Raw genomic sequence first — 13,015 nt, 5'->3', positions numbered from 1 at the left:
TATTAAGGGGTGTATTAATGACTCGAATCCTACTAACGCGTCATGGCCAGACCATATGGAACATCGAAGGACGAGTGCAAGGAAGTCTGGATTCTCCGCTTACAGAAAAAGGAATACTTCAGGCCCGTTCCTTGGCAGTCAGACTAAGGAACGAGGGAATTGAGCGCATTTATTCCAGTGATTCCCTTCGAGCAATAGGTACTGCCGAAGAGATTCGTTGTGAACTTGGGCTTGAAACAATAACTACAAATCCTGCGCTGCGCGAGTTTGCCTTTGGCGAATGGGAAGGGCGTATCTGGCAAGACTTACGAGAAGAGAATCCGGATGTCTTTAGAATTTGGGACTTGCAGCCACATCTTGTCACCACACCCAGTGGCGAGAACATGAGATTGTTAATGGAAAGGGCTTGGAACTATTTACAACAAATTCTTAAGCTCCATGCGGAAGAGACGGTTTGTGTTGTAACACATGGGTTAACTTTAAAGATGATAGTCACGAAAGCACTAGGCTTTAAGGTTCATGAGTGGGCAAAAACACCGTGGCAGCACAATACGGCTTTAAACATCTTCGAGGTCGTTGGACAGCAATGGACACCAAGGCTCATAGGGGATTGCAAGCACTTAGACGAATTAGAGATGAATTAGGGCAGCAAGAAGAGGGTAGCAAAACATGGAACTCCTACGAAAAGGAAAAGGGGTTTCTTTGAAAGTGGATTCAAACGATGTGAACTCAAAATAGGCGTAGGGATAAATCAAGCCTGTCTCTACGCCTATTTTAATATGCAGAAAATATACAGATATAATATTTAATTCGTTACTCAGTACTTTTTTCCCAATCCTGATTAAACATAGCGCCTAATTTGGCGGATGCTAAAGGAGAGGGAACAGTAATGGAAAATTCATGGTAGGCGACAAATGAATAACGTGTCCAGTTTGAACTGCTTAACAAAAAAGACGAGTTGTCAAAAATGGCTAAATGCATCCCGAGTGGTGTCTGACTCGGGAAATATCGGATGGTAATATTTTTGACCTTTAATTTCTCCAGGGTAGTAGGTGTTTTACTCACCAAAGCTCGATCTAAAATAAGACGTATGTCCCGCCCTTTCTCAGCAGCATCAATTAAGGCCTGTATTATATCAGGATCAGTATCAGTTATTTCTGAGATTTCTATCCAGATGGATTTTGTACTGGCTGATATCTGCTCGACAAGCTGTTGCTTAATTTTGGCGCTGGTGGCTAAGACAATCATATCATCCGGTAGAGAGGATGTTTTGGGTACGTTCAAGGGGAAAGTTGTGGTAAATTCCCAATCCTTTGAGAATAGATTTGCGGTTTTCCAAGCGGATTTTCCGGATAACTCTACCGCAAGATCATGGGCCAGCAACCCATCGGCAGTCCAAGGTGGTCCATAGATCATAGCCACGTTTTGGTCAACAATTAAGTATTTGGTATGATTAATTTGTCCTTTTTGTGCAGGATAAAACTGGATTGATACATTTTCACTCTTTAATAGATCCAGAGTTACCCGATTTACTTTTTGCCATTGGTCCAGGAGGATACGGACATCAATCCCCGCACGAGATTTTGTAAGAAGAAGCTGAACAAGGCCAGGGTCATCAAACTCAGCCTGCTCAACGTAAATGGACGTTTGGGCGGACTGAATGAGGGTTAACGTTCGATTATAGATTGCATCTTTATCAATAAAAAGTGCTTCTGCGGGCAGGTCGGAAATCGGGACTGGTTCAGGAAAAAGTTTCGAAGGTTTAAACGAACATCCACTTATTAACAACATACTGAATAACAGAAGAAAAAAAATAGGACTGACGAATCTCGGTTTTAACATGGTACTTACTTCTCCCAAGGCTAATAATATCTTTATTAGTATACCATAAATGTCCAAGAGGTGAATAGTTCTGAGAGGCATAACGCTTCTAAGTCTTTCATAAGATTCGCAAAGCGAGTTAATATCTCGAAAGGGCATAAAAAAATGAAGTTGTTAAAGACTAACGGGTTCATCTTAATGACTGTTTTGAGTCTTATGGCAATTGCTTGGTTGGTTTATCCGAAAGTTACAATGATTCCGATACCCAAGATGCCCAATGATTCTACAGCTGAATTTTCTGCGACGAGGGCTTATGAGCATGTTAAGCATCTCGCCCAAAAAATTGGACCTCGACCTGCGGGAAGTAAGTCGGAGCTGGCGGCAGCCCAGTATATTAGTTATGTATTAAATCAAAATGGCTGGCGATACACAATTATTCTATGATTTTCCTGGGAATTTATAGTTTGCTTATGATTCCCCTTTTCTTAGCCGCGTTACATGTCGCATTCACAAACAACCAACTTTCACAAAAACTTTTGGCTCATGCTCGAAAGCCTGCGCTTATCATGATTGGTCTGCTTATTTCAGTACTAGGGTTAGTTCCAATTTATACAAGCGATTACCCTCAGAAAGTTACAGTTCGTGAAGAGTGGTCAGGTAATACTGATGGATTGGTTCATATTTTTTCTGATGAACGTCTGCCCCTCCAGGTCGTGCATGATCTGAACGGGCAAGAAGGAAAGAGTCAATTTTTACCCATACTGAATGAATTCTCCCCAATAAGCGTCGATACATCCGTGGTAGAAAAAAACAAAAATTCTCAGAGAACCCTCGATATCTCCTTCAAACTGAATTATATAAGTGAACCCTATATAATCCGTTTCAAATTAGAAAGCGCCCATCCTTTTGAAATCCAAACCGACGACTTTTTACCCATGGCCAAACTTCCTAAAAAAATAGAACTTAAAGGAGTACAACAACCCTCTGGAAATTATTCGATCATACTACAGAGAACGCCTCCACATAAAAAAATAATTCATTTGGCTGTTGAAACACAGGGTATAATAACGTGCACTATAGAGGCTATGTTTCCTGATCTGTCACCACGCCTAAAAATTCAAAACACGCTTTTATCGGTTGATTATCAGATCCAGTTTAATAAGAGTTATGATATTTAAATAACCAACCCTGCAGGCAAGGACATTAAAGTGTCCAATCTGATCTTTTATGGGCAACTGAAAATTTTTGTATAAGAACTAAATAAATGATGTAAAATATCAAGGTCGTCAAGGTCGGATAATGCTAGCAAATTGAGGAGGTGTTTTATTCTCAAAGTTAGAATTGATAAAAATATGGAGGTGTTTTTTATGTTTAACCTGGTACCATTTACAGTAAGACATCCCGAAATTCAAAGATACAATAGTTGGTTTGACAATGAGGGTATTTTCGAAAATATTTTTAATGACAGATTTTTGCCTTCCTTTTATAAAAATAGTTTTCAAATGAAAGTAGATATAAAGGAAAACGAAAAAGAATATATTCTTGAAGCTGAACTTCCCGGGGTTAAGAAGGAAGAAGTTAATATTCAAATTAATGATGATAGACTTACAATATCAGTCCAAAAAAATGAGCAGACTGATGAGGAAAAGGACAGTTATATCCGTAAAGAGAGAAATTATTGTACAATGACCAGATCGTTTGCTATTTCTAATACAGAAACTGATAATGTTAATGCTAAATTTGAAAATGGTCTTCTTTTAATAACACTGCCCAAAAAACAGCATAAGACTATGGAAGGTAAACAAATTGAAATTCAATAACTAATATTTTTCAGTTAAGAGCATCGTAATAGATGCTCTCTTCAGTATAACTAAAACGATCTYAATTTAAACTCATGGATCAAGATATGGAGTTTTATGGATATTGCCATAAATGTAAGAGGCGTTATAAAGAAAGCCTCTTTTTCATTTTTTATGGAATTATGAGCTATTATGAAGAAACAGAAATAATATTGCAGAAAAGCTCGCGAGTGATAAGGATATAGCGGTTGATATTTGCGAATTACCGAACATTTATCAGACATTTGATGATAGATTTTTGCATTAATGAGAAGGGGTTGGCTTTACGGAAAGAGAACATATAGATGGTAAAATAAGTAAAGAGGAGCGAGAGCAATGAATCAATCTCTGATCTCGAATGTCAAACATAAAATACCATCTCTTAAAAGTTCGTATTTGTGGAATTCTTTCCAAGCCCAATGGCATCACTACTTTGGAAGGACAGATGAAGCTATCCATAATTGGTTGGATTTATTAAATCAGGGTTCGCCTAAGTCCCGTTTAAAAGTGGTGCGATATTTGATCGAAGCTCAAGCTTTTCAAGAGGCAAGAGATTATTTGGAACGTCAGGAAAGTAAGCAGAATGATGAATCAGCGGAGATAAATTATCTTCTCGCCCGGTGCTATATCGGTCAAGCGCTTATTCCACTGGCCAAGAAGAAAATCGAGCAGGCAATCCAGGTCAAGCCGCAGAATTCGATTTACTGGGACTTACTGGCTGATTGTTATCTAGAACTCGGAGATTGGCGTGAGGCAATTATTGCCCTGAATAATTCGTTGCGAGCGGCGCCCAAACATGCAGAAATAAATTATCGTCTCGGAATTATTTACGCTTTTCATGATCTATATCAAGAAGCCTTAATGTGTTTTCAGGGATGTTGCCATCTTCAACCACACAAAACCGTCTATTGGGAGATGAAGGCTGAGATGCATTTACGGTTGAAACAGTTAGCTGATGCGTGTAAAAGTTTTGAAAAGGCGCTTCGTTATGGGGGAACCCCGGATTTAGCGGCCAGATTAGCGTATTGTTATATCCAAAACAACCAGATCAAAAAAGGAATCAAGTATTATAAGCTCACTCTAAAATATGAACCAGATCATTATGATTCATTAAGCAACCTTGCCGCAGTCTATCAAAACTTGGAACGTTCTCAGGATGCTTTAAACCTGTTGGAAAACGCCAAAAATATTTATCCAAATGATCCTATCTTACTCAATAACTACGCCTTTACCTTGGTCCATCAGGGCTGCACCAGAAAAGCAACGGAGTATTATCGTGAAGCTTTAGAGTTGATACCCAATCATCCACTTATTCTCTATAATTTGTGTGTTTGCCTCACCCGTATAGGAAATTGGCAAGAAGGTATTGTATTATTGAATGAGCTTATTGAAATAGAGCCAAACCATTCGGCGGGATGGGTTTTACTTGGAAATATTTATGATCAAATCAATCAATTTGACACAGCTATCGACTGTTATAATAAGGCACTGAAGCTGGCATAATGGAGAAGGGAACAGCCCTTCTCTTTTTTATGTCAAATACGCCATGACTCGAACAATGATGTTCGAGGTTAGGAGCGCCGGTTAAGGTTTCGTTCGTTTTCATTTTTACTTTCAGAGATGGATTTGATTTTCTTTTGTAAATAATAATGCTAAAATAGAATGTATTATGTCTGATAAGGAGCGAATGATGTTTCAAGTATGTATTCAAGCGTATTTCGATGCTGCTCATTTTATTCGAAACTATGATGGTAACTGTGCTAAATTGCATGGTCATCGTTGGAATGTTGTAGTTTGTATTGAAGGCAGACAATTGGATCATTTGGGGATGTTGATAGATTTTAGAGCAGTTAAACAGAGTATTCGGGAAAAATTATTGCTACTGGATCATAGTTTGTTAAATGACTCGCCTTCATTCGATTTAAAAGGGGTTAATCCAACAGCTGAGAACCTAGCGCGACTAATATTTACGGAACTTGAGAAAGAATTAGTCCTTACAGAAAAACGCTTGGCATGGGTTCAGGTTAACGAATCTCCAGATGCATGGGCTATTTATAAGGAGGACTGATGAATAGTCATGAAAATAGGCGAGGAGTTAAGTAATGCTTAATTTACCGGTAACAGAAATATTCTCGTCGATCCAAGGAGAAGGACCTTATGTTGGGGTACGACAAATCTTTCTTCGTCTGCCGAAGTGCAACTTAACATGTCCCTATTGTGATACTGAGACGAAGGTTCCGGAACAGTTTCGGGTTGAGAAGGTACCGGGAACACGATTTTTCAACAAGATGGAAAATCCCGTACCTCTGGATAAGTTGTTTGATATACTGCAGACCTTTGATTTTTCTATTCATCACTCACTGAGTGTTACCGGAGGAGAGCCCCTTCTTTGGGTGGATGAATTACAAATCCTATTTCCCTATTTAAAAGAGAAGGGTTTAAATATTTATCTTGAAACCAATGGGACTATGCCGGCTCAACTTCTTCAAATATTACCGCTGGTCGATGTGATTAGCATGGATATTAAGTTGCCGTTCGATAGTAAGACTTTTTGGGATGTTCATGAATCCTTTTTGCGATACAGTATTCAAAAAGAAGTATTTGTCAAAATCGTTGTCAATAAAGATACTGCTGTGAAAGATCTTCAGCATGCCTGCAATTTAATTGCCAGGGTTGACCCATCGATTCTAACGATTCTGCAACCTGTTACTCAAACGCAAGGTATCCAGACTCCCAAATTTCAACAGCTCTTGGAATGGCAAAACCATTTGCTTAATAAACTCGTCGACGTTCGAGTCATTCCTCAAACACATGTTTTTATAGGACAACTATAGAAATTCTTTACCGGAGGACCATAGTAAAGGAGAAAAGAAAAAGATTATGGGGATGGATTTAGAAAAGATTGAGCAAGCAGTTTACTTGATTTTGGAGGCTATCGGAGAAGATCCTCAGCGCGAAGGGCTAAAGGATACACCAAAACGAGTAGCCAGAATGTATGCAGAAGTTTTTACTGGGATAAATGAAGACCCTGGTCGCCATTTGAAGGTACAATTTTCCGAAGTACATGAAGAAATGGTAATTGTTAAGGATATACCAATCTATTCTATGTGCGAGCATCATCTGGTTCCATTTTTTGGCAAGGCGCATGTCGCCTATATTCCGCGCAAAGGAAAAATAACGGGTTTGTCAAAATTAGCGCGTGTCGTTGAAGGTTTCGCGCGCAGACCACAGCTTCAAGAACGCTTGACGGCACAAATCGCCGATGCTATTATAGACGAACTTGTTCCACTGGGGGTTTTGGTTGTTATTGAAGCAGAGCATATGTGTATGACCATGCGAGGGGTTAAGAAAGCGGGATCACAAACAATAACCTCAGCAGTAAGGGGGGTATTTAGAACTAATCCTGTTACAAGATCAGAAGCTTTTTCACTGATTCAAGGACATAAAAGCTAAGAAAGAGGTAATCACGGTGGATGATCAACCAACAAATCCATCCGATCGACACGGAAAATTAGAACTTATTGCGACACAACAGGTTGGGGCGAATGGCGAACTATATAAGGTTGTTGATTTTCTCAATAAGAATCTAAAAGATTATCGACTAATGTTCGGTTTGACGAAAAGAGATGATAAAATGGTTATCTCTGTTTACGAAGTTTAGTGATTGGAGGAAGGGTATGCGTATTTTACTGACCAATGATGATGGCTATCATGCACCTGGAATCCAAACATTATGCCGCACCCTTAGATCGCAAACAAAACATGACATTATTATTGTTGCCCCCGAAAGACAGCGTTCAGCCACAGGCCATTCGATAACTTTGTTTCAGCCCTTGTTACTCACAGAATACAATCTTGTCGGACAGCATAAAGGGTATGCCATTAGTGGTACCCCCTCAGATTGTGTAAAGTTAGCTATACAAGGTGCGCTTGTTTCCAAGCCTGATCTAATAATTGCCGGGATTAACCTCGGTTCCAACTTAGGAACGGATATTTTTTATTCAGGGACGGTTTCTGCGGCGATGGAAGGGGTACTGCTCGGAGTTCCTGCACTGGCGGTGTCTCTGGCGAGTTATGAGTTCAGGAATTTTGAACCGGCTGCAACTTATTTGGCTGAGCAATTAGATTTTATTATTCAACATAATCATAACGGCATGTTGAATATAAATATCCCGGGAAAGCCTCAGGCCGAGTGGCGTGGTGTGAAAGTGACCCGCTTGGGTAAAACTGTTTATGAAAATGTTTTCGAACGGCGTGTCGACCCGCATGGAAGAACGTATTTTTGGCAGGGCGGAAATTTAGCGCAAGACCTCGAGATCGATACGGATTTAAGAGCGATACAGGAGGACTTTATTTCTATAACACCCATGCATAGTGATTTGACAGATTTTGCGCGCGTTGAAACGTGGCGACAAATTATTGCAAGTAAATAAATCAAGGAGTACTGAATGTCTGTACTCCTTGATCTTGGATTTATACGGAAGTGCTATTTAGAGAATCCTTCGCGCGACGGATCATTGCTTTGACCATGCTGCCACCGATTCGTCCCCCCACATGGCCACATTCGCGGGAAGTCATGTTGCCCCATCCCTCGCTTTTTATTTTTGAACTCAAACCTAATTCATCTGCAACTTCCCATTTGAATTCTTCCAATACAGAGTGGGGTAGAATACCATTATTGTTTCTTCGACTCATCTGATACATCCCCTCCCATTTTATTTTATTTATTTCGGGACAGTTGTAGTATTCACATATTTTCGATCGTTTATAGTACTCAAATTCTGGATTAGCAATGTGTTTTTGTTAACGGAGGATATTCTTGATGATAATTGCAACTTTTATATTTTATTTTGTACTTTTTATTATTATCTTTTCTTTTTCAGGCGGAAGAAACGTAGAAAAATCAAATTCGCTATTTAAATTTTTGGTAATCCCTGCTCTTTTTGGCGTAGGTATGGCCTTTTTATCCGTGATCAAGGTATACTTTGTTTATAAGTTATTGGCTCTGGCAGCTGTTCTTGTAACGGGTCTCTTATCATATTGGCAATGGGGGGAACAAATTCATCGTTGGTGGAATTAAGCGAACTTGTATTTTCTTGTACTATTCAGAAAGTATAAGTTTCGGGTAAGCATAAGTGCAACTAGGCGGTCGCCTTCGCTAAGGCTGACAGAACGAATAATACGTGCGAAGACAGTGTCTKCRTGTGGGCACCAGCCAAGTTTTCTTTAAATATGACTTAACGCGGAAGGTATTTACCGAGCCAGGGAAGCCGTTTTAAATCCGTTAAGGTGATCCCGCCATTGAAACATAGGATCAGACAGTAAATTGCAATTCCAACAGAAAATTCAGTGAGATAACCTGCAATATGTCCGCTAAAGAGGGGGTTTAATAAGTGAAAAATTAGAAGCATGCCGATTCCCCCACTGACTGGTTGGAGGAGGAATCTTTGAAGGTCTAAGGGCATTCCTGTATAGCGTGAAATAGCAATGAGATTTAGAACCGCCATAATAATATAACCGACGGTATAAGCCAAAGCCGTTCCACGAAGACCCCATTGGGGGAGGCCTGTTAGATATACTAATATTGGAATTCGTATGATTGCCGCAATGATTGAATGGAGGACAGGAAGATGAACTTTTCCAAGTCCTTGAAGAATTCCCGTTGTGGTTTGTTGTAAATACGAAAAGATACCTCCCAAAGCTAACACACGTAGAATTGGGGCAATTTGTGAACTATTGAAAAAAGATGTGAGTGGTAGGGAAAAATAAAATAAGATAATAAGGCATGGAATTCCAATTAGGATTGTTAAACGAATAGCTTCAGTACTACGGGCTCGGACGATATGTAATTGGCGTCGGGCGGTTGCTTCTGAAATAGCAGGAACCAGTGAAGTTGCCAAGGCAAAGGTAAAAATACTGGGAAAGGTGAGTAAAGTAAATGCCGAACCCCCAAGTTGTCCGAATAAGGTTGTCGCTTCCCGTGCCCCGTATCCGGCCACTTGAAGGCGCAGGGGGATAAGTAGAGCGTCCAAGGCAGATAACCCTGTAAAAAGCAGCCTGCCGACTGTTACGGGAGATGCAAGGCACCATAACTTGGTTAAGATTAGGCGGGATGAATAACCTGGTTCACGACTCTCTGTTTTGAATTTAGGCAATACATACTGATACTGAAAGGCAATCACCAATAAACCGATCAATTCTCCTGCCAACATGCCTAAGGCCAACCCAGCTGCAGCCCATTCGATACCTGCATTGAGAAGTCGAAGCGCTGCCGTATAGCCTACAGCGACACGGACAAGTTGTTCACATATCTGACTTAGAGCAGTAGGGACCATATTCTGCAAGCCTTGAAAATATCCGCGAAAAACTGAAGATATAGAGACAATGAAAATAGCCGGTGTACAAATTAGAAATATATTAAGGACCCTGGGGTCAGGGAATATTCGATGTGCCAAGAAAGGAGTTATGAAATACAAGACCGTCGATACGACGGTACCAGAAAAAAATAAAAGCCAAAATGCAAGACGGAAGATGGCATGTGCTTGAGCTGTACGTCCAAGTGAAATTTCTTCGGAGACCATTTTCGCAATGGCGAGTGGAATACCGGCAGTTGTTATGACAAGGGCCAGCATGTAGATGGGGAAAACCATGTTAAATAGACCATAAGCTTCACCACCGATATGGTTCATAATTAAATATTGATATGCAAAGCCCAGAACTCGGTTTACTAAATTGGCTCCCAAGAGTATGGCTGCTCCGTAGACAAAGGTTCTTTTGGGCATGTAACCCTCCATGAAGAAAATTGACTTGCGCCCACACGCGAAGACACTGTCTTCGCACGTATTAACCCTTCTTGCAGACGCTGGCCAGGACTCGAACAGGAAGCTCGAGGTTAGACCGCCGTCAAGGACGGCAAGGCACCGGGATAGCCGAGTGTCCCATTTAACCTTATGCTTGTGGAAAATAAGAAATGCTTATAAAATGGTATAGGTGACCCTCTAAGTTTAAAGGATTTTGACATGCAATAGCGAAAGACTTTATATGAGCTTTGAGAGGGAAAAAGGAATAAGTCCTTTTACTTAAATAACATAATCAAGGAGGAAATCGTCTTGAAGACCTATGACACAAAACATCTTCGCAACGTCTGTTTGGTAGGGCATGGTGGAGCAGGAAAGACTTCCCTTGCGGAGACCTTTCTTTTCAATTCAGGTGTAATTAATCGTATTGGGAAAATTTCGGAGGGAAACACCGTCTCGGATTATTTACCTGAAGAAGTGAAACACAAAGTGTCGATCAGTATGAGTCTTATTCCGATTGAGTGGCAAGGGGTTAAGGTCAATGTTCTCGATACTCCCGGATATTTAGACTTTTTTGGGGAAGTCAAGAGTGCTTTGCGCGTCGCTGAGTGCGGTGTTTTAGTGCTTTGTGGCGTGGCAGGTCTGGAAGTTCAAGCAGAAATCGCGTTGGATGCTATAGAACACCAGAAGTTACCCAAAGTGATCTTTGTCAATAAACTGGATCGGAAGAATGCTAATTTTGGTAAGGTTATGGAACAACTGAAAAATGCATATCCCCAGGCAAGGTTTATTCCTTTGCAGATTCCGGTTGGTCAAGAAGAAAGTTTTCAGGGTGTCATTGATATTATCGAGAATAAAGAATTTACCTACGAAGCCGATGGGAGCGGTAAGTTTTCGGTTAAAGAGGTTCCGGCTTCGTACAAGGCAGAGGTTGATCAATTAAGAGATCAATTAGCTGAGGCTGTCGCCGAAGCGGATGATGAAATCCTAATGAAATATCTAGACGGGGAAAGTCTTACTGAGGAAGATCTGCAAACCACTTTACAGCAGGCGTTAGAACAAAATCTTGTTATCCCGGTGCTTTGCGGCTCAGCATACAAAAACATTGGGATTACAAATATTATGGATTTTTTGGCCAAGTACGTTCCTGCGCCTGAAGTAGTCCCGGAGAAAGCGGCTCTAGTGTTTAAAACCCTCGCTGATCCCTACGTCGGTAGAATGTCGTTCTTCCGGGTTTATGGGGGACAGTTTAATGCCGAAACGATGGTCTATAACTCAAGTCGTGGGTCAGAGGAGAAAATTGGGCAGCCGTTTTATCTGCGCGGTAAAACACAAGAACCGATTGCGTCAGTTTCCGCTGGAGATATTGCCGTCGTCGCCAAATTACAAGAGGTGAGAACGGGAGATACCTTGAGTGGAAAGGATCATCCGGTCGAACTTCAGGGTATTGATTTTCCCGTCCCGACTTTATCTGTGGCGATAGGGGCAAAGACYAAAGGGGATGAGGATAAACTAGGCAGTGCGTTGGCACGTTTGGCGGATGAAGATCCAACGATCAAAATCAGTAAAAATACTGAAACCAAGGAATTGCTTTTAACGGGACTAGGGGAAATGCACCTTGAAATATATCTGGAAAAGCTGACACGTAAGTTTGGAGTTGCTGTATCCATGAAAGTTCCTCGTGTTCCTTATCGTGAGACAATCCGCAAAGCAGTTAAAGTGGAAGGGAAACATAAAAAGCAAACAGGTGGACATGGTCAATATGGCCATGTGTGGATTAATTTAGAACCCTCAGGGGACAAAGAATTTGAGTTTACCGAGGCGATTTTTGGTGGATCAGTACCGAAGCAATATATTCCGGCTGTGGAAAAGGGCGTTCGCGAGGCTATGGGTGAAGGAATTTTGGCGGGGTATCCCGTGACCGATATTAAGGTCACGCTAGTCGACGGTTCTTATCATGCCGTCGATTCATCAGAAATGGCTTTTAAACTTGCAGCTATCATTGCTTTTCGTAAGGGGGTAGAATTAGCAAAACCCATCTTACTGGAGCCGATTGTTGAGGTGGAAATAACAGTTCCCGAGGCCTTTATGGGAGATGTGATAGGGGATATTAATGGAAAACGCGGAAGATTATTGGGCATGTCTGCCGGCAGCGGAAAATTTCAAGTAATCCGCGCCCATGTTCCTCAAGCTGAAATGATGCGCTATACTATTGATTTGAGATCTCTCACTCAAGGGAGAGGGTCGTTTACCATGGAATTTATCCAATACGAAGAAGTGCCGGATAGACTCTGCGAAACTTTGGTAAGTCAGTTAAAATCTGCGCAAAGTCATTAACTTAAAGAGCTGGTTAGATTTAAATCAAAACCAGCTCTTTTTCGTTTCTTATTCTTGGATTGAAGTTATTCCATAGAAATGGTAGAATTATGTTAGTATTCATTAACATGCTGGTACGTTCAGGCATGTTTTAATTGAAGACGAATATGTGTACTGTAAATACTGAAGACAAAGTATTAAATGCTTCAATTGTTCTCACCTGTTCCAATGGATGACAGGAGG

At 40.8% G+C, this 13,015-nt stretch carries 15 protein-coding genes; 12 read left to right on the top strand and 3 right to left on the bottom strand.

Features of this window, described 5'->3' with window-relative positions; all coding sequences use genetic code 11:
• The first annotated feature begins 17 nt into the window (after window positions 1–17).
• On the top strand, window positions 18–644 hold the full coding sequence (locus AC6I5A_RS07310; protein WP_034613610.1) for a histidine phosphatase family protein: 627 nt from the start codon (window positions 18–20) through the stop codon (window positions 642–644).
• Window positions 645–813: 169 nt separating this feature from the next.
• On the opposite strand, the gene AC6I5A_RS07305 is transcribed toward AC6I5A_RS07310, so the two are convergent.
• Window positions 814–1,842, bottom strand: coding sequence for a phospholipase D-like domain-containing protein (locus tag AC6I5A_RS07305; protein WP_034613608.1), 1,029 nt, complete (start codon window positions 1,840–1,842; stop codon window positions 814–816).
• Between the two features lie 144 nt (window positions 1,843–1,986).
• Between AC6I5A_RS07305 and AC6I5A_RS07300 the strand changes: the two genes are divergently transcribed.
• From AC6I5A_RS07300 to surE, 9 genes are all read left to right on the top strand, one after another.
• A complete protein-coding gene (locus tag AC6I5A_RS07300) occupies window positions 1,987–2,265 on the top strand; it encodes a hypothetical protein (protein ID WP_052167952.1) in 279 nt (92 codons plus the stop codon).
• A gap of 20 nt (window positions 2,266–2,285) precedes the next feature.
• Window positions 2,286–2,999, top strand: a complete 714-nt coding sequence (locus AC6I5A_RS07295) for a hypothetical protein (protein ID WP_497900576.1) — start codon at window positions 2,286–2,288, stop codon at window positions 2,997–2,999.
• 189 nt (window positions 3,000–3,188) lie between these two features.
• A complete protein-coding gene (locus AC6I5A_RS07290) occupies window positions 3,189–3,641 on the top strand; it encodes an Hsp20/alpha crystallin family protein (RefSeq protein ID WP_034613605.1) in 453 nt (150 codons plus the stop codon).
• A 354-nt stretch (window positions 3,642–3,995) separates the two neighbouring features.
• Window positions 3,996–5,162, top strand: a complete 1,167-nt coding sequence (locus tag AC6I5A_RS07285; protein WP_034613602.1) for a tetratricopeptide repeat protein — start codon at window positions 3,996–3,998, stop codon at window positions 5,160–5,162.
• Window positions 5,163–5,328: 166 nt separating this feature from the next.
• On the top strand, window positions 5,329–5,727 hold the full coding sequence (gene queD, locus AC6I5A_RS07280; RefSeq protein ID WP_497900575.1) for a 6-carboxytetrahydropterin synthase QueD: 399 nt from the start codon (window positions 5,329–5,331) through the stop codon (window positions 5,725–5,727).
• 34 nt (window positions 5,728–5,761) lie between these two features.
• On the top strand, window positions 5,762–6,493 hold the full coding sequence (locus AC6I5A_RS07275; protein WP_034613596.1) for a 7-carboxy-7-deazaguanine synthase QueE: 732 nt from the start codon (window positions 5,762–5,764) through the stop codon (window positions 6,491–6,493).
• A gap of 46 nt (window positions 6,494–6,539) precedes the next feature.
• Entirely contained in the window at window positions 6,540–7,112 is a 573-nt protein-coding gene (gene folE / locus AC6I5A_RS07270; RefSeq protein WP_497900574.1) for a GTP cyclohydrolase I FolE, read from the top strand.
• 16 nt (window positions 7,113–7,128) lie between these two features.
• Window positions 7,129–7,320 carry a YpmA family protein gene (locus AC6I5A_RS07265; protein ID WP_034613593.1) on the top strand — a complete coding sequence of 64 codons (192 nt, stop codon included), beginning with the start codon at window positions 7,129–7,131 and terminating at the stop codon, window positions 7,318–7,320.
• Between the two features lie 16 nt (window positions 7,321–7,336).
• Window positions 7,337–8,092: a 5'/3'-nucleotidase SurE gene (gene surE / locus AC6I5A_RS07260; RefSeq protein WP_034613590.1), complete on the top strand. Its 756-nt coding sequence runs from the start codon at window positions 7,337–7,339 to the stop codon at window positions 8,090–8,092.
• Window positions 8,093–8,132: 40 nt separating this feature from the next.
• On the opposite strand, the gene AC6I5A_RS07255 is transcribed toward surE, so the two are convergent.
• Window positions 8,133–8,354, bottom strand: coding sequence for an alpha/beta-type small acid-soluble spore protein (locus AC6I5A_RS07255; RefSeq protein ID WP_034613587.1), 222 nt, complete (start codon window positions 8,352–8,354; stop codon window positions 8,133–8,135).
• A gap of 127 nt (window positions 8,355–8,481) precedes the next feature.
• Here AC6I5A_RS07255 and AC6I5A_RS07250 point away from each other — a divergent pair, with 127 nt between their 5' ends.
• The gene (locus tag AC6I5A_RS07250) at window positions 8,482–8,739 is read left to right on the top strand and encodes a hypothetical protein (RefSeq protein WP_034613585.1); all 258 of its coding nucleotides are present in this window, start codon (window positions 8,482–8,484) and stop codon (window positions 8,737–8,739) included.
• A gap of 157 nt (window positions 8,740–8,896) precedes the next feature.
• On the opposite strand, the gene AC6I5A_RS07245 is transcribed toward AC6I5A_RS07250, so the two are convergent.
• Window positions 8,897–10,441: a putative polysaccharide biosynthesis protein gene (locus AC6I5A_RS07245; RefSeq protein ID WP_034613583.1), complete on the bottom strand. Its 1,545-nt coding sequence runs from the start codon at window positions 10,439–10,441 to the stop codon at window positions 8,897–8,899.
• Between the two features lie 327 nt (window positions 10,442–10,768).
• Here AC6I5A_RS07245 and fusA point away from each other — a divergent pair, with 327 nt between their 5' ends.
• Window positions 10,769–12,793 carry an elongation factor G gene (fusA, locus tag AC6I5A_RS07240; RefSeq protein ID WP_034613580.1) on the top strand — a complete coding sequence of 675 codons (2,025 nt, stop codon included), beginning with the start codon at window positions 10,769–10,771 and terminating at the stop codon, window positions 12,791–12,793.
• The last annotated feature ends 222 nt before the right edge of the window (window positions 12,794–13,015 follow it).

It is taken from the genome of Desulfosporosinus sp. Tol-M2, assembly GCF_059735615.1.
The sequence above is the reverse complement of the archived record's forward strand: the minus strand, read 5'-3'. Positions and strand labels throughout refer to the sequence as shown.

Coding starts and splice junctions, on each gene's coding strand:
- AC6I5A_RS07305 (WP_034613608.1), bottom strand. CDS start 1,842: ATGTTAAAACCGAGATTCGTCAGTCCTATTTTTTTTCTTCTGTTATTC.
- AC6I5A_RS07310 (WP_034613610.1), top strand. CDS start 18: ATGACTCGAATCCTACTAACGCGTCATGGCCAGACCATATGGAACATC.
- folE (WP_497900574.1), top strand. CDS start 6,540: ATGGGGATGGATTTAGAAAAGATTGAGCAAGCAGTTTACTTGATTTTG.
- AC6I5A_RS07255 (WP_034613587.1), bottom strand. CDS start 8,354: ATGAGTCGAAGAAACAATAATGGTATTCTACCCCACTCTGTATTGGAA.
- queD (WP_497900575.1), top strand. CDS start 5,329: ATGTCTGATAAGGAGCGAATGATGTTTCAAGTATGTATTCAAGCGTAT.
- AC6I5A_RS07290 (WP_034613605.1), top strand. CDS start 3,189: ATGTTTAACCTGGTACCATTTACAGTAAGACATCCCGAAATTCAAAGA.
- AC6I5A_RS07285 (WP_034613602.1), top strand. CDS start 3,996: ATGAATCAATCTCTGATCTCGAATGTCAAACATAAAATACCATCTCTT.
- AC6I5A_RS07250 (WP_034613585.1), top strand. CDS start 8,482: ATGATAATTGCAACTTTTATATTTTATTTTGTACTTTTTATTATTATC.
- surE (WP_034613590.1), top strand. CDS start 7,337: ATGCGTATTTTACTGACCAATGATGATGGCTATCATGCACCTGGAATC.
- AC6I5A_RS07300 (WP_052167952.1), top strand. CDS start 1,987: ATGAAGTTGTTAAAGACTAACGGGTTCATCTTAATGACTGTTTTGAGT.
- AC6I5A_RS07245 (WP_034613583.1), bottom strand. CDS start 10,441: ATGCCCAAAAGAACCTTTGTCTACGGAGCAGCCATACTCTTGGGAGCC.
- AC6I5A_RS07275 (WP_034613596.1), top strand. CDS start 5,762: ATGCTTAATTTACCGGTAACAGAAATATTCTCGTCGATCCAAGGAGAA.